Raw genomic sequence first — 21,371 nt, 5'->3', positions numbered from 1 at the left:
GATTTAGGTACAATAAAATGAAATACTTAATAGTTGGATTGGGAAACATCGGCCCTGAATATGAATTGACGCGACACAATGTAGGTTTCCTAACTTTAGATAGATTAGCAGATAAACAGGGGGTTTCATGGAAAAGTGGGCGTTTGGCATTTACCACTGAGTTCAAATTCAAAGGCAGACAATTTTATCTGATCAAACCAACAACCTACATGAATCTCAGTGGAAAGGCTGTAAACTACTGGATGAAAGAATTAAATATTCCTAAAGAAAATATTTTGGTTATTGTTGATGATGTTGCGCTACCGTTTGGGAAGTTGAGAATGCGAGGCAAAGGATCAGCAGCAGGTCATAATGGACTAAAAAATATTGAAGAATTGACAGGAGGTCAAGATTACCCAAGATTAAAATTTGGAATAGGTGACGATTTTCCAAAAGGACGGCAAGTGGACTATGTCTTGGGACGTTGGACAGCAAAAGAGATTGAGGAACTTCCAATATTTATGGATAAAGCAGTTGAAATGATCATATCTTTTTGCACAATTGGTATCAATATGACCATGATGCAGTTTAATGAATGAAGAGATTTAAGATATTATTTTTCTGATTTTAGATTTAAAAATAATCCATCTGCAAAATCAGGGATAGTTTCATCAAATCTAAAATCTACCTTCTTAAATCTAAAATTAGATAGAAATCTGCGAGGTCAATTTTTTGAATTTTAAGATTTAGGGCTTTACTTTGTAGCAATTCAGTTTACTGATTTATAAAGAAGAGGTGAGAGAACAGGCTCTGTGACCCTCTGGCAACCATCACATCCCAGCTGAAAGGTGCCAAAACCTGCCCAATGTGGGAACTATAAGTTAGATGTTATGCAAATTTACAAATGGTATCCTTATTCTTTTAAATCCATTTACATTCTCAAAAATGTGAATAGAATTACCATATACCACGATATCTTTCCATTATATTCACTTTATTTCAATCGTATCTCTACTACACCATAGCTATTTCATATTCTCAAATTTCTTGTCCCTGTCCCTAATAACTATTCCACAGTTAACCAATACAAAATGTCCCATTTCGAAACTGATGCAATAAGAATTAACGCATCCAAATCAAATCAAAGAGAACATTCTGCACCACTATATTTAACTTCAAGTTTCACTTTCGATTCCGCAGAGGAGGCCAGAGCCATGTTTGCAGAAGAAATTCAAGGGAATATTTATTCTCGATATGCTAACCCAAACTCGTCTGAACTTATTGATAAAGTATGTGCAGCAGAAGGTACTGAGGATGGTATAGCAACTGCCTCAGGAATGGCAGCAATGTTTGGAAGCATGGCGGCACTGTTGCAGCAGGGCGATCATATTTTAGCTTCTCGCTCGCTATTCGGCTCTACACATCAACTTTTGACTAGAGTATTTCCAAAATGGGGGATTAGTTCTACTTATGGAGATATCTCTGACATCTCCAATTGGGAAAAATTAGTACAACCCAATACCAAAATGCTCTTTATCGAAACACCTTCTAACCCAGGCTTGGAGATCATAGATTTGGAATGGGTAGGACAGTTTGCAGCAGCACATAATTTGATCCTTGTAGTGGACAATTGCTTCGCAACGCCATACCTTCAGCAACCAGCCAAATGGGGAGCACATATCGTAACACACTCAGCGACCAAATTCATTGATGGACAAGGAAGGGTTTTGGGTGGTTTGATTCTTGGAAAAAAAGAATTGATCCAAGAGGTACAATTTTTTGCCCGACATACTGGGCCATCTATATCTCCATTCAACGCTTGGATTCTTGCAAAAAGTATGGAAACCTTGGCTGTCAGGATGGATAGACATTGTGAAAACGCCCTTGCTGTAGCTAAGTATTTCCAAGATAGCACTGACTTGGATTTTGTGAAATATCCATTTCTTAAATCTCATCCGCAATATGATTTGGCCAAAAAGCAGATGAAGCATGGAGGAGGAATCATTACACTAACTCTAAAAGGCGGAATCTCAAGAGCTCAAAAATTTATCGATCAATTGCAAATGATTTCTGTAACAGCAAATCTGGGAGACAGTAGAAGTATTATCACGCATCCAGCCTCCACTACCCATAGCAAACTCACTGAAGAGGAGCGTGAAAAAGTAGGGATCAGCGATGGACTGATCAGACTTTCTGTAGGCCTCGAACACCAAGAGGACATCATCAAAGATGTAGAGCGTGCATTGGAAAAGTCGAGATGATCTGTAAGAAGAAAAGACCTAATAGGTTTTGAAAACCTATTAGGTCAACTAAATAAAAGGGAAGAGCATCAGATACTCTTCCCTCCTAACTTATTGATTGAAACTTACTGTTCAACTAATCTCTCAATCAATCAGTAACTACTTTATTTTATCCAATTACGATTGGCAACACTAGTTTTTCCCACTTCACCACAATTCCGGGAGCTTCGACAGAAATAGAAAGTTGCTCTTGGCTTTCTTCTACCCAAGTAGGTGTAGATTCTACTCTAAGCACATCGAATTCTTCTTTGTATTGAAAATGTCCATGTTCTAAATCCCATTCAGAATTGAAAATCACAGTCCATTTACCTGACTCTTTAGGAATAGTAAATAAAGAGTATTTACCAGCTGGAAGCACGGAACCTTCTACTATTATATCTGAGCCAAATTCAACAAAAGTAGCTTCATTTGCCCCTGTTCTCCAAACTTCATTGTAAGGAACCAGATCTCCCCACAAAACTCTGCCTTTTACAGAAGGTGCACCGTACTGAACACTTAAATTCACATTGTCACCTACAGTACCTTCGGTAGTTCTTAATGGACTTGCACGTTCTTCAACAGGTGCAACTTCCTCCATTCCTTCCATTTCTGTGGTTGTTTCCTCCTCTGTTTTGCTCTCTCCACCGCATCCGTAAAAGGTAATTGATCCAGCCAATAGAATGGCAATCATCCAAGCATTTGATTTTTTCATATGGTTTTGATTTTTTTCGAATTCGAATTTAAAGAATTTTTCTTGAAGTCAAGATGAGAAATCTTAAATCAACATATTACTCCCGATTCTTCAGCTATAAAACTCATTTTTTCATTTAAAAAACCAAAGTGAATCAAAAACTTAACTGGAAAAAAGTATTTTACATTTAGTTTTATTCTTCTTAATTTCAAGATTGCTGAACAATTGATCAACTTAAAAATATATGAAGCACTTATTTAATGCATTGAAATCATTCTTGTTTGTATTATTTATTTTATTCTCTTTGAGCTCTTGCCAGGAGAAAATTTCTACAAAATCTAATTTCGAAAATCCATTTGCAGGACCTAGTCCTTGGCCTGAAATCAGAAAAGAAAGGCTACAGAAACTCCTTCCTCAAGCCATGGAAGCTGCTAGTGTAGATGCTTGGGCGATCATTTGTAGAGAGAACAACAATGATCCTATCGCACATCATGTAGGTGGGGAAAATGCTGGAGGAACGGCTGTCTTTCTTTTTCACAAATCTGGAAACGGAATCAAATCCACTGTATTTTCACCCGTAGGCGAAGCTACAGCTTTGGCAGATCTCAAAATTCATGATGAAGTGATTCCAGTAGAAAGAGGCGCTTCAGCCATTTATCAAGCTGCAGCATTTATCAAAACTCAAAATTTCAGCACCATTGCAGTCAATAGTTCTGCTGAAAATGAACTTGCAGATGGACTGAGTTATACACAAAGAAAAGCTTTAGAAGAAGCACTTGGAGAGCAAGCAGGCAAGCTTATTTCCTCCGATGAACTAGTTTATGAATTTTTGGCAATCAAATTACCCGCAGAGGTAGAAATCATGACTCAGGCCGCTCAATTCACTTCTGATTGGCAATATGAGGCATATGCAGAAATTATCCCTGGAAAAAGTACTGATGCAGATATTGCAAAATTTCTCAAAAAGAAAATGGAACAATATGATGTAACCGATGCATGGTCACCAGATCAAAATCCAAATGTAAATTCAGGTCCAGACCGTGGTCATTCGCATGCCACAGATAAGGTCATAATACCTGGAGATGTCATCCAGATTGACTTTGGTATTCGGGTCTTTGATATGTGGGTTTCTGATATTCAAAGGTTCGCTTATGTATTGAGAGATGGAGAAACCCAGGCTCCTGACTCAGTACAATTCTATTTTGACTCTTCAATAGGAGGAAATCGAATTGCACTGGACGCCATGAAACCCGGTGTACTTGGCTACCAAGTGGATAAAGCACAGCGTGACTGGATGGCAGAGCGTGGCTCTGAGTATGTCATGTGGAGTACAGGTCACCCTGTGGGATATGTAGCCCATGACATCGGCCCAAATCTAGGGGGTGGCATGCTCGAAAATCCTGCAAGCAGGCCTGCTGCTGTCAAACCACTCAAAGTAGGTATGCTCTTCGCTTTTGATGGGTTTCATGCTTGGAATTTACCTAATGGCGGTACCAAGACCATGTCTGTTGAAGAAACTGCTGTGGTCACATCCGATGGTGCTAGGTATTTGATCGAGCCGCAGAAAGAGCTGATCTTGATAAAGTAATTTAAAATTTCTCCTCTACACCCAAGCCAAAAAGAGCAAAATCATATTTGACAGGATCGACTGGATCAAATTCTCGGAGCTTTTGCGTAAGCTCTGTAGCTGTGATCCAGTCGGTTTGTTTTCTATTAATCAGTCCAAGCTTCCTTCCCACCCTGTCCACATGCAAATCACATGGACAGATCAACTGACTCGGCTGAATGGTCTTCCAAATGCCAAAATCGACACCTTTGTCATCCTGCCTGACCATCCATCTGAGAAACATATTGATTCGCTTACATGCAGCCTTCCTTTTAGGAGTTGCAATATGTTTTCTAGTCCGAAGAGGAGCATCTGGCAGTTGAAAGAAAAAGTCATGAAAATTGGAGAGTAATTTTTCCATGACATCTACTTCATTTGAGAAGCCTTGTAAAAAGGCAAATTCTAAACTTTCGTATTTTTTGTAATACCAAGAAAAAAATTCAATAAAATATAAAGTATCTATATCATTAAAAGTCCTATGCTTGAATTTAAGAAATGGCCTTAGATCATTTTCTGTATGGTTTAGCATAAATTCATGAGGCACATTGTCCATCATTTCAAACAGCTCAATACTTTTTTTGATGATGGTCTTACGCTGTCCCCAAGCCAAAATTGACGCAATAAAACCCGAAATTTCTATGTCTTGCTTTTTTGAAAATCTATGTGGAATAGAAATAGGATCTAAATCAATAAATCCTGGCTGATTATATTCTGCTACTTTTGAATCTAAAAACTCTTTTAAATCCATTTTAAAGCGCCACTTTTACTTCGCCACCTTGAATTCCATCAAACCATTTGAAAGAAAGGCTTTGCTCCTCTATCTCTGATAGATGCCAATCAAAACATTTAATATTGGTGAGTGATTTCAATCTATCTTCATCTGGAAAATACAAACAAATATCAAAATCTGGAAGCTGTTTAGAATCGGTAGCATTCCATTTTTCTAAAAGAATACCTTCTTCCATAATTCTCACTTTCCCTCCGAAGTAAAAGTCCTGCAAAACTGAAGGCACACCATCTTTTCTTCTCAATTGAAAGCAAGTGGGGCCAAACATGATTTGTTTATGGATTTTTGCTTCTAACAAATTATTTGTATTCGATAGAACTTCCCAATCTGATTTCTGAGGGATTCCAGGTGTTTGTTCTGACCGTAATTTTGTAAGCAACTTCGATAAACCTGAAAAAGTATATGTGACTCCAATAAAAAGTAGCCCAAAAGTAGCCAATACAGGGTAACTGAGGATAAAAAGTGCATTCCAGACATACCTGAAAGCGTGATGTAATATGAGTTGAAGTTTGTTCATGAATTTTTCTCTTACAAAAGTACAAGCTTAATTATGAATACCAAAGTTGATCTTTCAGGAAGAGAAATACATGACAAACATAAATGAAAAAACCGATCAAGAATCGAACCTCAATCGGTATATGTGCTTTGAGAAGAAACGGATTTCTTTCTATTTGGATTTCAAAATTTCGTAGAAATAATATTTCAAACCACTTTCAAAATATCGTTTATAAAGCATTAGTAAGAAACTTCAACTGGGAACCTCGAGTTAACAGCTCTCAATTGATCAAAAGCAGCTTTAGAGAGTTTGACTACAAGTCTGCTATTGTCTCCAGTATTTGGCAATTTCCCGACAACACGTGCAAAAATAGTAATATCATTTTCTTCATTCCTTACACGCATAATTGTCCCAACAGGAGCCTCCTTATGTAAAACAAGATATTTTTTATGATTTCCTGTCCCATCTATCACCTCAGCCAAACCTGTTTCTTTGATATTTCTATAAGGAGCATCATCAGTTTTTGGAGTAGTCAAAGTAGCATCTGTTTTTTCATTATTGACAATAACTGGAACAGTTGAGCTTACCACAGGGACTGTCGATGGTCCTGCCGCTCCTCTACCTACTTTCAATTTCTGACCTACTGAAAGGTTATTTGATGACAACCCATTCCAAGTAATCAAATCCTCAACTTTCGAATCGTATCTTTTCGCTACCGCAAATAAAGTTTCCCCTTGTTCTACTGTATGCGTAATCCACTCTCCAGGATAAATATTTGTAACATTTTCTACAGACCTCACTTCCTCTTTTGCTTTCGCAGCTGCCTCATTTGGTCGAGACACTTCTTTTTTAACTTCTTCAGCTTTGTTGCGCGCTTCTTCTTTCTTATCAGCAGCTCTTTCTTTGTTTTCCGCTGCTTTCGCTTTTCCAGCTGTTGCTACTGCAGGAACAGTTGCTTTTGCTTCAGCCACTACTTTTGGAGCCTCTGGCTTTGCAACTCCTTGTATAATTAAACCTTGACCTAGACTAAGGTCATTACCTTTCAGATTATTCCAAGCCATAATATCACTTACAGTTACTCCATAAGTTTTAGCTATAGAGAATAAAGTTTCTCCCTGAGCGACATTATGTAGTTTAGAACCTGCAGGCAAAGCTGCTGGAGCAATGTATGGTATCCGAATTCTTTGCCCCATTTTCAACCCTGCTTTCAACTCGTCATTATTTGTAATGATTTCGTTGACAGATGTTGAATATCTTTTCGATATTCCAAACATGGTTTCTTTTTCCTCGACTTGATGTATAATAAAAGTCTTGTCGCCTACCTTTTCAATTCCAATGGAATCCAATTTTATTAAATTAGACGCGTTCACATGAAAGCTCAAAGCAATTAAAACCGCAACTAGGATATTTTTTTTCATAATTTATCGGGGTAGATACTGTGGTACAAATTTGTGATTAATTTTATCAAATCCAAGTATAGAAACGGAGGCTTCCATAAATCGTTCCATACTCTTTTTTTAAACGTCATAGGCACCTCATAATTTATTTTAAAAAGTTTTTTCTTATCAAAAAGGTGAACTGAATGCTTATCTCTTAAATATTGGTATATTCAAAAATCAAATCAATTAGTTTATGAAAAATATATTGACGCTAACATTCCTTCTTTTTTTCTTAGTCCTAAACTCTGCTTATTCAAAACAAGATAGTCTTCAAAATGTCAAAAAGAAAGTTTACACATTTGAAATCAAAAGTGACATTGACCCTAGGATGAACCGAAAAGTAAAACTAGCCCTTGAAGAAGCTGAATCCAAAGAGGCAGATTTGATCATTATAGAAATGGACACTTATGGAGGCGCTGTCAATGATGCTGATGATATCCGAACTATGGTACTAGAAACACAAGTTCCAATTCATGTGTGGATCAACAAAGATGCTGCATCTGCTGGAGCATTAATTTCTATTGCTTGTGATAGTATATATATGGCACCTGGCTCAAGTATTGGAGCTGCTACAGTGGTAATGGGAGGAGGTGGAGAAGCTGCTCCTGACAAATACCAGTCATATATGCGCTCGATGATGCGAAGCACCGCAGAAGCAAAAGGAAGAGATCCAAAAATCGCAGAAGCTATGGTTGATCAAAACTTAGAAGTGGAAGGCATAAGCGAAAAAGGATCTGTAATTACTTTTTCAGTGTCAGAAGCTATTGCTAATGGATTTAGCGAGGGTGAAGTTATTAGCCTTACAGAGGTCATAGAAAAACAAGGCATTGAGTCTTTTGAAATCATAAAATACACTGAGTCAAATGTGGAGAAAGTAATTTCTATCTTCCTCAACCCTGCTGTAAGTGGTTTTTTAATTTTAATTATTTTTGCAGGGATCTATTTTGAAATCCAAACTCCTGGAGTGGGCTTTCCTATAGCAGCCTCGGTGATTGCGATAATACTCTATTTCATCCCATACTACCTGACCGGCCTTGCTCAAAATTGGGAAATCGCAGTTTTCGTAGTTGGCGTGATTTTACTTCTGATCGAGCTTTTCGTGATTCCTGGTTTTGGTATTTTTGGAATTCTAGGGATTATTGGGATTTTAACAGGACTGACTCTTGGGATGATTCCAAATGATGCATTTGATTTTACTTTTGTTCCATCAGGTGATTTATTTGTTGCGCTTCTTACTGTAATTTTGGCTGCAATTGTCGCCATGGCTTTGATCTTTTTCTTTGCCCCAAAAATCAATCAATGGAAAGCATTTAGTACAATCGCATTAGCGACTACACAGCAGCGTTCTGAGGGCTACACCTCCACTTCGTATCAAAATGATTTATTAGGCAAAGGAGGAATTGCTCATACTCGACTGATGCCAAGTGGTAAAATTCTCCTGGAAGATGAAGTTTATGATGCATATTCAAGGGGCGAGTTTATTGACAAAGGTGAGAAAGTCATAGTCATCAGTACAGAAGGCACTTCTTTGAAAGTGAAAAAAGTTAGCAGTTAGGAAGTAAACTTATATTTTCTTCTACAAGAGATATTTAAATTTGATTTTAAGAAATAAATACAATAAATATGTTTGACGGACCAGACTATCCCAAATCACTTGATGAGTCGGTTTTTGAGGAATGGCTCGAACTAGGTCGCAATAGTAAAATTCCTTATGCTTATTTGATGATTATATGGGATGAACTTTATGCTGCTTACTCACCAGAATATGTCGAGGATAGAAAAGATTTACAACAATACACTCGCTACGGACAAGGCCCCGATCATCATCTCCTTGTCGCTGCTTATGATTTATATTCGGAGACAAGGGTGATTTGAGAATATCTTAATTTCTTCCGATTTGTATAGAAGATGGAAGCATCAATAAAAAAGCAAGCGCATTTTTATAATCCAACATAGAGTATTCTAAGCCTAAAAGTCTGATGTTTGAGTAGTAGGTTCGATGATGGTCGTAATACATTTTTTCACTTTGTATAAACCAGGCCTTATCGCCTAATTTTTCTGCTAAAAACCATTTTTCTATTAATCTGGCACTTCTGCCGTTTCCATCATTCCAAGGATGTATTTTGACAAAAACCAAATGAATCATTGAGGCATAAAAAAAAGCTTCTTCGATAGACATTTCTGTTTTGAGTAGTAGCGTCAAATCGGTATAAAACTTTTCCATTTCTGCCTCTAATTCAAAAGGTGAGGCCGCTACATATTCAATACGGCCATCAGGAGTGGAGACATACATGTTTTGTGTGCGGTACGTTCCCTGCCTGTTTTTAGTAAGGATATTTTTGCTGAGCAATGAATGGGCTTGGGCAATGGTTTCCTTATTGAGCTCATTGACCTTTGCAAAGGTGTAGGCGTCGTACAGGTCATCTATTTTTCTAGTGAAATCTGGTGAAAACTCAATGCCGAATTTCTTGTGTTTAACGTAACTATCTAATTCCATAGCCTCTCCTTCTATTTTGCTACTGTATACGGAGGATACAGAGGTGTAAAAACTAAAGCTATCTGTTGAGATTTCGGCGTCTTTCAATGCTTCAAAAGCATGATTTAAACCTTTCGGCGCTTTTTCCAAGTACTCTGAAAGTAAATCATTGCTTAGAATTAGTAGTTGTTTGTTCATCTCTATTACAGCTCAATAAAAAACTAAGTTACTCAACTATTGTATTGAAAAAAATAAATGGTTTCTAGAGTTGTCTAAAACAAAAAAACCTTGCATTTCTGCAAGGCTTTTGCTCCCCCTCTAGGGCTTGAACCTAGGACCCCATGATTAACAGTCATGTGCTCTAACCAACTGAGCTAAGGAGGAATTTTATTGAAAACAACAACGCTTTCCGTTATTGTGATGCAAACATAGCAGGATGTTTGTTTTTTTCCAAACTCTCCTATAAAAAAAATCCCATTTACAAGCCTTAAACTTATTTTATGCTCTATATCAAGGACTTATTTTTTCGATATTTGAAGCACTACTTTTCAATCTTCTATAACTTGTTTTGATAAGAGGCGATTATAAATATAACTCACTCCCAAAACCATCAATCCAGCTATTATAGCCAAGATTACATTGTAATAAGCAGGAGCTGATAATGTCAATCTTAAAAAGATCGTTGCCAAAGCAAAAGATGAATACCTAAATAAGTTGAAGTATTTTGTTGTATATCTCAAAGAAAAAAGAAGTATAAATACATCTGTAAAAATTAACAATGTGTAAAACAACTCAATGCTATAAACAATCTCGTGTACTTGATAAGCTAAAATCACATCATAGACGCCAAGAAATAAAAAAGAAAGTCCCAGATACAAGGAAAGTATTTTTTTAATAGCTGTAAATCTTTTTTGTTCCTCTTGACTTTGGGTTATTCGAGCATGCTTTTGAACCCTATAAAATACACCTGTGATGAAGAAAATCAAAATCGCACCAAATGCATCAGATACAATTGGAAGCAACTCCATTACAAACTCCAATTCCCAATTGACTTCCTCCAAATAATGTCCAAATTCTTTAAACGCATCACGCAAAAGCACTAAAGATATAATCTCAAATTGCTTTCCAACAGAATCGGCTACAGACTTTGGAATCAAGAAAATCAATCCTAATACCTCAAAAATCAACAAAACATTAAATGCCAGGTAACTACTCAGGTTGTAAATTAGCTATATGATTTAGATTTTCTAAGATATTTCCCGAACGTTTGATCAGGGTATCCACGACGGATCTTATAACACTGAAGTTTTCAGCTCCATTGTTGGATTTGAACTGTCCTGATATTTTTTGTTTCACCTTGATGTTGCGTATGGCTCTTTCAGAGGCATTGTTATCCGGTGGTACTTTTTGGTGATAGAGAAAAGTAAAAAGTGACTTTCTGTATTTCAGGAGTCTTTTTTGTAGGGATACTGCTTCTTTATGTTTTGACTCTACAGGTTGGGCGAGTAGGTTATCCATCTTCTCTTCAATGGAAGCAATACTCCTGCTATTCTCTGGATCTGATAGTTTTTTGAGTTTTCTCTTCAGTGAGATAGCTTCCCTGAACAGGGCCCTAAGGCTGTCAGCCCATTTAGATTTATAGCGTTCAACAATGTAGTTGAGCTCCCTAAGCAGATGTGCACAACAGAGCTGGTGCAGGTTTTCCGAATAGTTGAAGTATGCCCTCCATGCATCGTGGCACAATACTGCCTTTCCGAACCCATCGGGAAAATGTGTATTCATCGCCTTAAGTCCACGTGATTCAGATATAGCTAACAGGGTGAGTTCCTCGGTCTGATAAGTCCAGACCCACTGTTTGTTTCCATCCACTTTAGCCCCAGTCTCGTCAGCTCCTATCACAGGACTTTTAGAGACTGCCGTCTTTATCTTTGCATATATTGGTGCAGACTTGCGGGCAAACCTACCGATAATGTTATCGATACTCCCCTCGCTGAGATTAATACCGAAGCAGTCCCTGAGAAGTTCTTTCATCCTTCTATAGGGAACATACTGTCTGGCATGCAGATAACCGACAATGGTTTCAACACCGCTCCCGTACTGTATGGGGGCATTGATATTGTCAGGGAATGACCCACTGATCTTTTCTCCACAGGAACAGTTTTTGGAAAAGATTCTATGCTCGGTACATACCACTTTAATCACAGGAAGATCCAGGACCTGTCTTTTGGAGGACAGTTCTGCTGGAACCGCCGACAGATCACCACCACAGCAGGTACAGAATAAAGGGATGTGGTTTTCTATTATGTCCGGGGAGGATGTCATTTCAAGGGTATGGCCTTTGTGTCCAGGCTGACCGCCGGTTTTGCGCCCTGTATCCTGACGGAGACTCTGATTTTTTTTGGGGCGGTTCTCGTCTTTTGAAGGGGGAACCGAGCTGTTGCGGCTGTTTTTGGGATTACGGTAACGGGCAAGCTCATTTTCCAAATCGGATACCCTAGATTTTAAAGACTTGACCTGCTCCATAAGCTGGAGGTTCATCTTGATCAGTTCCTGAATAAGCGTATCCCTGTGGTCCAATATACTATAGAAATGTTTCCTGAATATCAGCACATAATCCCATGAATACCAATAATCCACGCTGTTTTTCCCCACAAAAAAATGTGGATAAACCAACTTTAAAGCTGATTTTCGTACATTCACATACAAATACGCATCAATACACCACAGAGGGCAACAAGACTCCAAATACTTGAATATTGGTCAGTAAATAATGTACCTGAGTAGTTACAATGCCAGTTCTATGGCAAAAAATGGACTGATAACATCACTGTAAAAAATAACACCCAGATAATTCAATAAGCCGACTACCAAGCCAAATATGAAAAATGATAAGACTATATTCGAAATCAGTTTAGACACGACAGCACCTTCCCAATGCTCGTCAAGGAAATCAAAAACGCCAACCTGATACTTAAAGATATTTTTTAACATCGAATCATTTAGAAAACGCTAATGTATAGCTCTTGAAGAACTATCCACAGCGACAAAAGTTACAATTAAGAAAAAAATTGATATGGAATTATAAGGGTTTGAGTTTTATTAATTTTCTCTTGAAAAATCTTCAAGACTAAAAATACCACAACAACTTTAATACATTATCTAATCTCTTGCATCACCAAAACTGGTTCCAAAGACATTCCACCTGGATTGAGTCCGGGTTTTCCTTCAGGGACTTCATGGCCAAGCTCTGAAAAATATTTATCCCAAATCGGAAAAAGCTCCCCAGTGTCTGGATCATTGTAGGTCATTGGTTGTGGTGAAAATAAATCTTTCCCATTATTCGCATCTTTGAATGCAAAGTGAATCAGTTCAGAACAATAAAACGCATCATTTTCAAAATCAAAAACCCAGTCATAGGGTTTTCCAAGATGTTTCTGTGCTTCTTCAATGGCCTCAGGAATCAAATTTCTATATTCCGGCTTGAGTCTTCCAATCATAATCTTTGGATTACCCTCATTATCTACATGCCGATTCAAAAAATCTTGAAGTGGAGTTTTGCTTACTCCTTTCCCGATTGCTTCCAATACAAACCAATCGTCTGCTTCTTTCATAAGCAATCCATTATGGGAAAACTCCTTTCCCTGATAGCCGTGAGTCACCTTTCTGATAGCATCACAAAAATCTCCACAATCACCATTTTGGAATAAAATATCTCCCTCTTGAAATTGCTCTTTTGTGATACAAGAAATAGAAACAAAGAAGAGAAGAATCAAAAATGTATTTGAAAGTCGGGTCATGTTCAAATGTTGATTTTAGTATTTAAGGTCAAATGACCAAGAAAAAAAAGAATAATGCTACACCCAAAACCAAAACCATTTTCTTTGATTTATCTTTTGTAGCCTCGGTGATTTTTGTTTTCCTAAGTACCAGTACAGCGATACTCAATCCTACAAACTGTAGTGCAATCCCAACTCCATTCAGCGGGCCCATTGGCGCTTCTAAAAGCTTAAAGTAAGAATTCGCTAATGCTAATAGACACAAAACTATACCCGTCACGCCGAAGAGGAATGATCTTTCTAAAAGCAAGTTTTCGTCTTTATTCATCCAATTCATAGGTGATTATTTATTTGATTTTGTTTTTCCTCTCTTCAAAATATTTACTGATTTCCTCCCTACCCAAGGTATTAAAAGTCATATCAGCAGTCAAACCTCCTTTCCTCCCAACCAAAACACCATAACGCATATCCGAATAGCCTTCCATAGCATGTGCATCGGGATTGATAGCAAGCTTCACACCCTTTTCTATTGCATAATGAACCCACCTCCAATCCAAATCTAATCTCCATGGATTGGCATTGATTTCTATGATGACACCATTGTCAGCACAAGCATCTATGATCATTTTGTGGTCTAAAGGATATCCTTCCCTTCTCAACAAAAGTCTACCGGTTGGGTGTCCCAAAATGGTAGTATATGGATTTTCTATTGCCTTTAGAATTCTTGCTGTAGCTTTCTTTCTGTCCATACTCAATCCTGAGTGTATGGAAGAAACAATAAAGTCAAAACTAGCCAAAATATCATTAGGGTAATCCAAACTTCCATCGATCAAAATATCACTTTCTATTCCTTTGAAAATTTTGAACGGGGCTAATTCCTTATTCAATTGATCAATTTCAGCTTGTTGCTTTTGGACTTTTTCTATAACTAATCCACCAGCATAGGATGCAGTTCGGCTATGATCTGACATTCCCAAATATTCATAACCTAGCGCTTTACAGTGCTCAGCCATTTGACGCAGGGTATGTTTTCCATCACTATAGGTTGAGTGATTGTGCAAAATCCCTTTCAAGTCTTTTTCTTCAAGTAGTGGTTTTGCGCCATCTTTTGCCCAGTCAAACTCAAAAAAACCTTCTCTCAACTCTTCAGGAATCCAAACGAAGCCAGCTTTTTCATAAACTTCTTCTTCTGAAGTGAATTCAGCAGTTTGTAAAACATCTACAAATGGAAGATTACCTTCCATTGGATACAGTAAATGTGCTTTGCTTCCTATTCTGAGGATTTTCTCTTTGATGAAATTAGTAGAATCTGTAAAATGAATCATGACAGTCACTTCAGGATCTATGATCTTTCCCCTCCACTTAAATGGACTGCTACGTTTCAAGTCTTGTTCTAAAATTGATATTGATTCTAAGTGTTTTAAGACTTTCGGTTTATCATTTACATCAAAAAGCCATTCTACATTATTGATGATTTCTAATTTCCGGGCAAATTCACCCACAATGGCTTTGGATGAAATACCTTCAATATTTCCAAATTCTTCGTCTATTGCTAATACTGCCTTTTCAATATCAGCGAAAAGCCATTTTCCTTCATTTGATGCTTTAAATTCCAAAGCTTGAATGATACTTTCTTGTGTTTTTTCTCCAAAACCCTTGATTTTGGCTACTTGTCCTGCCTGGCAAGCTTCTAAAAGCTCGTGGATGGAAGTAATATTCATTTCTTCCCACAGGACTTTTACTTTTTTTGGACCAAGTCCTTTGACTTCCAACACTTCTAAAATCCCTTTTGGTGTCTTTTCTAACAAAGTCTCCAAATAGGCATGCGATTCTGTTGTACCCAGAGAAAAAATAACTTCAGCGATACTTTTTCCAATACCACCGATTTCCTGAAGTTCATCTATATTTTTCCCTTCAACAGAAATATCCTCACCTCTTTCGAGGGTATTGACTGCAGATTGGTAGCTTCTGATTTTAAAGGGATTTTCATCATGAAGCTCCATCAATTTAATAATAAGCTTCAGCTTTTTTGTAATATTCTTCTGATCCAATTTTTTTGAGGGCTTGATTCAAGATTAGGACAAATGTCACGATTAATTGTTTTAAAATAAAATCTTATAGCTTATCTTAAAGAATTGAACAAAATACAACCATAAACCTTTATTTAAGTTATTGACGTTAAAAAAACACAAAGATCTTTAAATCAATATTTTCTAAAATCCAAAAATGATCATGAGATATGTAATTTCAATTTTTGTTTTATCTTTTTTTAGCTTGACAAGTCTAGCTCAAGTTGACTTTGCTGCAAGATTAGAATTTGAGGCTAAGTTTGGTGAAAGTAATTACATGACAATATTCAATGATGAAGGAGTTATTGGTTTTAGGACTGTAAAGGAGTCAGGCTTCAAATCTCAGAAACATTTGGAGGTTTTTCAGGCTGACTATAACCTCAATGCCACTTCAATAAAAAAACTTCCTATTAGAGAAAATCATGACCTCGTTGGATATGATGTAGATGAAGATAAATTTTACCTTCTTTTCCAAAAAGGGGGCTCTATTTCTGCAGAAGATCGCTACATCATAGAAATGACCTTAAGAACCGATAAAGCTACAGAATTTGACGTTTCCAATGTTTTAGAAATGGAGTTAAAAGAGTTCTACGTCATGAATGGAAAAACGATTTTTATGGGAGTTTCTGAATCACTTCCGGTAGTGCAGATTTTTGACATGGAAACTACAAATGTTTTCACGGCTCAAGGAATTTATTCCAAAGATTCTGAAATCTTACAATTAAGAAAAGATAAGCAATTAGGCGTGTTAGATGTATTGATTAGTAAAAGAGATCAATACAAGGTGAAGCAAGTATCAATTTTAACCTTTGATATGGAAGGGAGCAAACTAAGGGAAGTTGATTTGGGTAATTTAGATGATCCAAAGTTAGAGATAATAGAAGGTATTCTTACCCCATTTGAAGATTATCAACAAGCTTTGATTGGGACTTTTGGAAAGCAAAGACAAGAGGCTTATCAGGGCATTTACTTTGCGGAAATTAATGAATTTGGAGAGACAGTCAAAAAATATTATACACTGGAGAATTTTGAAAATTTTTATAATTATTTACCTGAAAAAATACGCGCCAGAAGAATACGATCTTTAGAAAAATCTTTAAAAAAAGGCAAAACCCCTGACATCAAACCCGTTCTTTCTACACGTGAGGTCATTACTATGGATGATGGATATTTGGTTTATAGTGATTTGTTCATGGCAAACAACCCTAGATATTTTCCAAGGGATGGAATGTATGCGAATAGTATGTATCGAATCAACCCCTTTAATCCGATATATAATAACATGATGTTTCGAGACCCATATTTGGGTTATAGAGGCATGCCTTACAACCCAAATTTCAATACTTTTAGAGAAGGAGAATATAAGTTTTATGCAGCCCAAATATTAAAGCTCGATAAAGATGGTCGCATATTATGGGATAATTCGGTCAGTCTACCAAATAACGTGACAAATAACCCAAGTAAGTTTGGAGAAATCAGCTTGACAGGGAATAAACTTCACTACATGTATTTGGAAGATGAAAAATTAGCTTTAAGTTATCTCTACGATGGGGAAGTTATTTTCGAAAATGAAAAGTTTGAAATTGAATTACTTGAAGAAACTGAAAGAATCCGGGAAACTGATGAATACAGCCTTATACTTTATTGGTGGTATGAGAATAATTATCTCTTGACGGGCAAGCAAACAATCAGATTTCAGGATGAAGATGGGAGGCAAAAAACTAAAGACGTTTTTTTTCTTACGAAGATACAAGTCAATGGGGCTTTATTTGATCCAGAGGAAAAGTAAAAAAACTTGAACTAAATAATTACGTATAAAAAGTTTAAACTTTATCCCATTTTTAAAATACTAAAAACCAAATTTCTTATATGATCTCTAAATCAACTGGTTTATTAATTATCTTTTTATTTTTAAGCACTACCTTATTAGCTCAAATTGAAAATAGACTTGAATTTGATGTCAAATTCGCTGAAGCAGAATACACTACTATCAATACAGATGAAGGAATTATAGGTTTTCGATCATTATTAAAACAATCATCTGGCCCCACACTTGAAATATTTGTTGCAGATAAAGATTTGGAGTTTGAAAGGGCATATGAAGTTCCTTTACAGCTTTATTATAGTATGGTCGGATATTATTTATTCGATTCAAAACTATATCTTCTTTTCGAGAAAAAAGACCTCAGTGAAACTAGTAGATTTTTAATAGAAGCGGATCTTAAAGAACAAAGAATAAGACAATATCCGATCGATAAATTAACGGAAATGAGTCTGAAGAATTTTCTAGTAGTAGGTAGGAAAGTAGTTTTACAAGGAACACTTGACCAAAGTCCCATTTTACAATTATTTGACTTACAAAATGGCGAAACCATAACCCTGCCCGGAATATTTTTTTATAATGCTAAAGTATTGAAACTTCATCACGATCGGGAATTAGATTATTTTAATGTTTTGATAAGAAAAGAAGTAATCAATAAAGTTTATGAGGTTTCTCTAATTTCCTTTGACACGGATGGTAATCTTATTAGAGATGTTACCATGGATAATTTAGAAGAAAAAAACATGGAATATATGGAATCCATGCTTTCTTCAGACGATGACTTCCAAGAAGTCTTGGTAGGAACTTATGGCCAGAGAAAGAGGTCTGCTTTTTACGGATATTATCAGAATACTATTGAAGATTTTGGAGGACAATCGTTGAAATTTTTTAACCTTCATGATTTTCCAAATTTTTATAATTATCTACCTGAAAGAAAGGCTGCAAAATTAAAGAAAAGATTAGATCGGAAAAAAAATAATGGTAAAATGCTTAAAAACGGAATTTTGACACTTAATAGCATTAAAAATGGGCAAACAGAGATTGATAATCAAAGACTTTCAATTCTTCCAAGCAATGGCATTGATGAAGTTGTAAAAGTAAAGCATGGAAGTGAAAAATTGATGCATTGGTATGATAATTACTATTTAGTCACTTCCAAAGAGATCATCAGATCAACTAGTCAAAATGGTACTGACGATTATAGAGAAGTGTTCAGCATTTCAAAAATTGAATTGAAAACGCATTAAGAATCCTTCTACAAGGAAAAGAATAAAGAAAATTCTTTTGAGTGGGAATCAGGAAAATTTTAGAGGTTTTTCTTTCTTGATCTTGAATACCTAAATACCGAAGTTAGTCAAGTTTCTAGAATCATATTCCCAAACAATTACTTCGCCCCAGCAAGCAAATACAAAACAGCCATTCTAATCGCAACACCATTTTCCACTTGATTAAGAATAATTGAATGTTCACTATCTGCCACGTCTGAGTTTAGCTCCACACCTCGATTGATTGGGCCTGGATGCATAATTACAATTTCCTTGTCCAATCTATCAAGCATTTTTTTATTGACTCCGTAATAAAGCGAATATTCTCTTAAGGATGGAAAATATTTGATTTGTTGCCTTTCTAATTGTATACGCAATACATTAGCCACATCACACCAAGCTAAAGCTTTTTGCACATCATATTCGACTTTTACGCCTAAACTCGTGATATGTTTTGGGATCAATGTAATTGGGCCACAAACCATCACTTCAGCACCTAATTTTTGCAAACAAAAAATATTAGAAAGTGCTACTCTTGAATGTAAAATATCTCCAATAATAGCAACCTTTTTTCCTGCAACATCTCCTAGTTTTTCTCTTATAGAAAACGCATCAAGAAGAGCTTGCGTCGGATGTTCATGTGTTCCATCACCGGCGTTGACGATATTTGCTTTGATGTTTCTCGATAAAAAATGGGGTGCGCCAGGACTACTATGTCGCATCACCACCATATCCACTTTCATTGATAGGATATTATTAACCGTATCGATTAGTGTTTCTCCCTTTTTAACAGAGCTGTTACTTGAAGAAAAATTCACTACATCCGCTGATAATCTTTTTTCCGCTAATTCAAAAGATAATTTGGTTCGTGTAGAGTTTTCAAAAAATATATTGGCAATCGTGATATCACGAAGGGATGGCACCTTCTTTATTGGACGATTAAGGACTTCCTTAAAATTATCTGCTGTTTCAAAGATCAATTGAATATCTTCTGAACTGATATCCTTAATTCCTAAAAGATGCTTCGTACTCAGTTGTGACATATCTTATTTCAAGCTTTTTCAGTTATCCAAATCGCATCATTTTCAAAACCATTATCAGCCCATTCTACCATTACATATTGGCTTTCGAGCGTATTTACTTTCAAGCCACAATAGTCAGGCATAATCGGATAATCTCTGGTAAATTTTCTATCTACTAGAACCATCAGTTCCACTTTAGCTGGTCTTCCAAATGCGATCATAGCATCCATAGCAGCTCTTACAGACCTGCCTTTATATAGCACATCGTCTACAAGAATTACATTTTTACCTTCAATTAAAAATTTGATTTTTGTTTCATTTGCTTTTAAGGGCAAATCACGTCTTCTAAAGTCATCTCTATGGAAGGTAGCATCTAAGTAACCATAAGGAACTTTTACACCTGATATTTCTTCTAAAAGTAAAGCTAATTTATCTAAAACAAGAGGGCCTCTTGGTTGTAGTCCTAACAAAACTGTATTTTCAAAAACATCATGGTTTTCGATCAATTGATGACAAAATCTTTTAAGAATGATTTCGATCTGTTTTTGATCAAGTATTAGTTTTTTATGCATAGTCTAACTTTGGTTGCAAATATAAAAAGAATTGAATTGGAATAAAGGAAAAGGTTTTAAAGTTGGTTTGAAAAGAGTCTAGCCGATGGAAAGTTGGAAGCTTGTAATACTAAAAGGTTAAGTGTTAATTGAGTGATTGGGTGATTCAGTTAAAAAGTCTAATTCTTTTAAAAAGATAAACCAAGCTTTTTATAGATTGACTTGAGTCTTGTGTCTTGTGTCTTGCTTCTATTGTCATTTATTACAAAAGGTATTAAACGCAAAAAGACCCTTTGGACTTAACCAAAGGGTCTGAATAATGTGGCGGCGACCTACTCTCCCGGGTGTAACCCCAGTACCATCGGCGCTGCAGGGCTTAACTTCTCTGTTCGGGATGGGAAGAGGTGGGACCCCTGCGCTAGGCCGCCTAAATCTTACTGTTTCCTTTACATGGATATACCATTAAATTCAACAGGCTCTCTCTCGAGATCAATATTTTTAAGTTCTTATACAAGTATCAAGTGTCCAACATCAAGTCTTTAATCTTGTGTCTTGTATCTTATATCTTGCGTCTTGAATCTTAATTCATAACAAGTGTGCAGAAAATTGAGTGCTTAGACCAATGGTAAGTTTTCGGGCAATTAGTACAGCTCAGCTATGTCATCTCTGACTTTACACCTGCTGCCTATCAACGTCATCGTCTCTGACGGCCCTGTTTGGAAGTCTCATCTTGGAGGGAGTTTCGCACTTAGATGCTTTCAGCGCTTATCTCTTCCCGACGTAGCTACCCGGCAATGCAATTGGCATCACAACCGGTACACCAGCGGTCAGTCCAACCCGGTCCTCTCGTACTAAGGTCAGGTCTCCTCAAACTTCCCACGCCCGCAACAGATAGGGACCGAACTGTCTCACGACGTTCTGAACCCAGCTCGCGTGCCACTTTAATGGGCGAACAGCCCAACCCTTGGGACCTTCTCCAGCCCCAGGATGTGACGAGCCGACATCGAGGTGCCAAACCTCCCCGTCGATATGAGCTCTTGGGGGAGATCAGCCTGTTATCCCCAGAGTACCTTTTATCCTTTGAGCGACGGCCCTTCCATACGGTACCGCCGG

Annotated in this window: 20 protein-coding genes, 1 tRNA gene, 2 rRNA genes and 1 riboswitch (1 of these 24 only partly in view); of the genes, 7 read left to right on the top strand and 16 right to left on the bottom strand. The window is 36.9% G+C overall.

The window, feature by feature from the left end; all coding sequences use genetic code 11:
• Positions 1–17: 17 nt before the first annotated feature.
• Both pth and BELBA_RS09650 read left to right on the top strand, forming a co-directional pair.
• Positions 18–578, top strand: coding sequence for an aminoacyl-tRNA hydrolase (gene pth, locus BELBA_RS09655; protein WP_014772518.1), 561 nt, complete (start codon positions 18–20; stop codon positions 576–578).
• 180 nt (positions 579–758) lie between these two features.
• Positions 759–862: riboswitch (SAM riboswitch) on the top strand.
• Between the two features lie 208 nt (positions 863–1,070).
• Complete coding sequence (locus tag BELBA_RS09650) at positions 1,071–2,240, top strand: trans-sulfuration enzyme family protein (RefSeq protein ID WP_014772517.1); 1,170 nt, start codon at positions 1,071–1,073, stop codon at positions 2,238–2,240.
• A gap of 148 nt (positions 2,241–2,388) precedes the next feature.
• Here the strand turns inward: BELBA_RS09650 and BELBA_RS09645 are convergent, their stop codons facing one another.
• Complete coding sequence (locus BELBA_RS09645) at positions 2,389–2,970, bottom strand: DUF2911 domain-containing protein (RefSeq protein ID WP_014772516.1); 582 nt, start codon at positions 2,968–2,970, stop codon at positions 2,389–2,391.
• 223 nt (positions 2,971–3,193) lie between these two features.
• Here BELBA_RS09645 and BELBA_RS09640 point away from each other — a divergent pair, with 223 nt between their 5' ends.
• On the top strand, positions 3,194–4,537 hold the full coding sequence (locus BELBA_RS09640; RefSeq protein ID WP_014772515.1) for a M24 family metallopeptidase: 1,344 nt from the start codon (positions 3,194–3,196) through the stop codon (positions 4,535–4,537).
• Between the two features lies 1 nt (position 4,538).
• Here the strand turns inward: BELBA_RS09640 and BELBA_RS09635 are convergent, their stop codons facing one another.
• The 3 genes from BELBA_RS09635 to BELBA_RS09625 all read right to left on the bottom strand — a co-directional run bounded on the left by BELBA_RS09635 (position 4,539) and on the right by BELBA_RS09625 (position 7,256).
• Entirely contained in the window at positions 4,539–5,303 is a 765-nt protein-coding gene (locus BELBA_RS09635) for a TIGR02757 family protein (protein WP_014772514.1), read from the bottom strand.
• 1 nt (position 5,304) lies between these two features.
• Positions 5,305–5,859, bottom strand: a complete 555-nt coding sequence (locus BELBA_RS09630) for a hypothetical protein (protein WP_014772513.1) — start codon at positions 5,857–5,859, stop codon at positions 5,305–5,307.
• Between the two features lie 218 nt (positions 5,860–6,077).
• The gene (locus BELBA_RS09625; protein WP_014772512.1) at positions 6,078–7,256 is read right to left on the bottom strand and encodes a LysM peptidoglycan-binding domain-containing protein; all 1,179 of its coding nucleotides are present in this window, start codon (positions 7,254–7,256) and stop codon (positions 6,078–6,080) included.
• 214 nt (positions 7,257–7,470) lie between these two features.
• Here BELBA_RS09625 and BELBA_RS09620 point away from each other — a divergent pair, with 214 nt between their 5' ends.
• Entirely contained in the window at positions 7,471–8,832 is a 1,362-nt protein-coding gene (locus BELBA_RS09620) for an NfeD family protein (protein ID WP_014772511.1), read from the top strand.
• A 68-nt stretch (positions 8,833–8,900) separates the two neighbouring features.
• On the top strand, positions 8,901–9,152 hold the full coding sequence (locus BELBA_RS09615) for a hypothetical protein (protein ID WP_014772510.1): 252 nt from the start codon (positions 8,901–8,903) through the stop codon (positions 9,150–9,152).
• A 7-nt stretch (positions 9,153–9,159) separates the two neighbouring features.
• Here the strand turns inward: BELBA_RS09615 and BELBA_RS09610 are convergent, their stop codons facing one another.
• From BELBA_RS09610 to BELBA_RS09575, 8 genes are all read right to left on the bottom strand, one after another.
• Positions 9,160–9,951 (bottom strand): Fic family protein, encoded by a 792-nt coding sequence (locus BELBA_RS09610; RefSeq protein WP_014772509.1) that lies wholly within the window; start codon positions 9,949–9,951, stop codon positions 9,160–9,162.
• Positions 9,952–10,063: 112 nt separating this feature from the next.
• A tRNA-Asn gene (locus BELBA_RS09605) sits at positions 10,064–10,137 on the bottom strand.
• Between the two features lie 164 nt (positions 10,138–10,301).
• Positions 10,302–10,943, bottom strand: coding sequence for a hypothetical protein (locus tag BELBA_RS09600; RefSeq protein WP_245531158.1), 642 nt, complete (start codon positions 10,941–10,943; stop codon positions 10,302–10,304).
• A 19-nt stretch (positions 10,944–10,962) separates the two neighbouring features.
• On the bottom strand, positions 10,963–12,405 hold the full coding sequence (tnpC, locus tag BELBA_RS09595; RefSeq protein ID WP_245531113.1) for an IS66 family transposase: 1,443 nt from the start codon (positions 12,403–12,405) through the stop codon (positions 10,963–10,965).
• Positions 12,406–12,537: 132 nt separating this feature from the next.
• Positions 12,538–12,744, bottom strand: a complete 207-nt coding sequence (locus BELBA_RS09590) for a hypothetical protein (protein ID WP_014772508.1) — start codon at positions 12,742–12,744, stop codon at positions 12,538–12,540.
• 164 nt (positions 12,745–12,908) lie between these two features.
• On the bottom strand, positions 12,909–13,550 hold the full coding sequence (locus BELBA_RS09585; RefSeq protein WP_014772507.1) for a YiiX/YebB-like N1pC/P60 family cysteine hydrolase: 642 nt from the start codon (positions 13,548–13,550) through the stop codon (positions 12,909–12,911).
• Between the two features lie 28 nt (positions 13,551–13,578).
• The gene (locus BELBA_RS09580) at positions 13,579–13,866 is read right to left on the bottom strand and encodes a hypothetical protein (protein WP_014772506.1); all 288 of its coding nucleotides are present in this window, start codon (positions 13,864–13,866) and stop codon (positions 13,579–13,581) included.
• Positions 13,867–13,876: 10 nt separating this feature from the next.
• Positions 13,877–15,532 (bottom strand): DNA polymerase/3'-5' exonuclease PolX, encoded by a 1,656-nt coding sequence (locus tag BELBA_RS09575; protein ID WP_014772505.1) that lies wholly within the window; start codon positions 15,530–15,532, stop codon positions 13,877–13,879.
• Positions 15,533–15,761: 229 nt separating this feature from the next.
• Between BELBA_RS09575 and BELBA_RS09570 the strand changes: the two genes are divergently transcribed.
• Positions 15,762–17,387 carry a hypothetical protein gene (locus BELBA_RS09570; RefSeq protein ID WP_041779598.1) on the top strand — a complete coding sequence of 542 codons (1,626 nt, stop codon included), beginning with the start codon at positions 15,762–15,764 and terminating at the stop codon, positions 17,385–17,387.
• Between the two features lie 80 nt (positions 17,388–17,467).
• Positions 17,468–18,667, top strand: coding sequence for a hypothetical protein (locus BELBA_RS09565; RefSeq protein ID WP_014772503.1), 1,200 nt, complete (start codon positions 17,468–17,470; stop codon positions 18,665–18,667).
• Between the two features lie 137 nt (positions 18,668–18,804).
• On the opposite strand, the gene BELBA_RS09560 is transcribed toward BELBA_RS09565, so the two are convergent.
• From BELBA_RS09560 to BELBA_RS09545, 4 genes are all read right to left on the bottom strand, one after another.
• Positions 18,805–19,728, bottom strand: a complete 924-nt coding sequence (locus BELBA_RS09560) for an aspartate carbamoyltransferase catalytic subunit (RefSeq protein ID WP_014772502.1) — start codon at positions 19,726–19,728, stop codon at positions 18,805–18,807.
• An 8-nt stretch (positions 19,729–19,736) separates the two neighbouring features.
• Positions 19,737–20,279: a bifunctional pyr operon transcriptional regulator/uracil phosphoribosyltransferase PyrR gene (gene pyrR / locus BELBA_RS09555; protein WP_014772501.1), complete on the bottom strand. Its 543-nt coding sequence runs from the start codon at positions 20,277–20,279 to the stop codon at positions 19,737–19,739.
• A 298-nt stretch (positions 20,280–20,577) separates the two neighbouring features.
• Positions 20,578–20,689 (bottom strand): 5S ribosomal RNA (gene rrf / locus BELBA_RS09550).
• Positions 20,690–20,879: 190 nt separating this feature from the next.
• Positions 20,880–21,371: ribosomal RNA gene (locus tag BELBA_RS09545) — 23S ribosomal RNA — on the bottom strand (it continues 2,392 nt past the right edge of the window).

Origin of the sequence: Belliella baltica DSM 15883 (genome assembly GCF_000265405.1) — a bacterium.
Classification (GTDB): Bacteria; Bacteroidota; Bacteroidia; order Cytophagales; family Cyclobacteriaceae; genus Belliella; species Belliella baltica.
The sequence above is the reverse complement of the archived record's forward strand: the minus strand, read 5'-3'. Positions and strand labels throughout refer to the sequence as shown.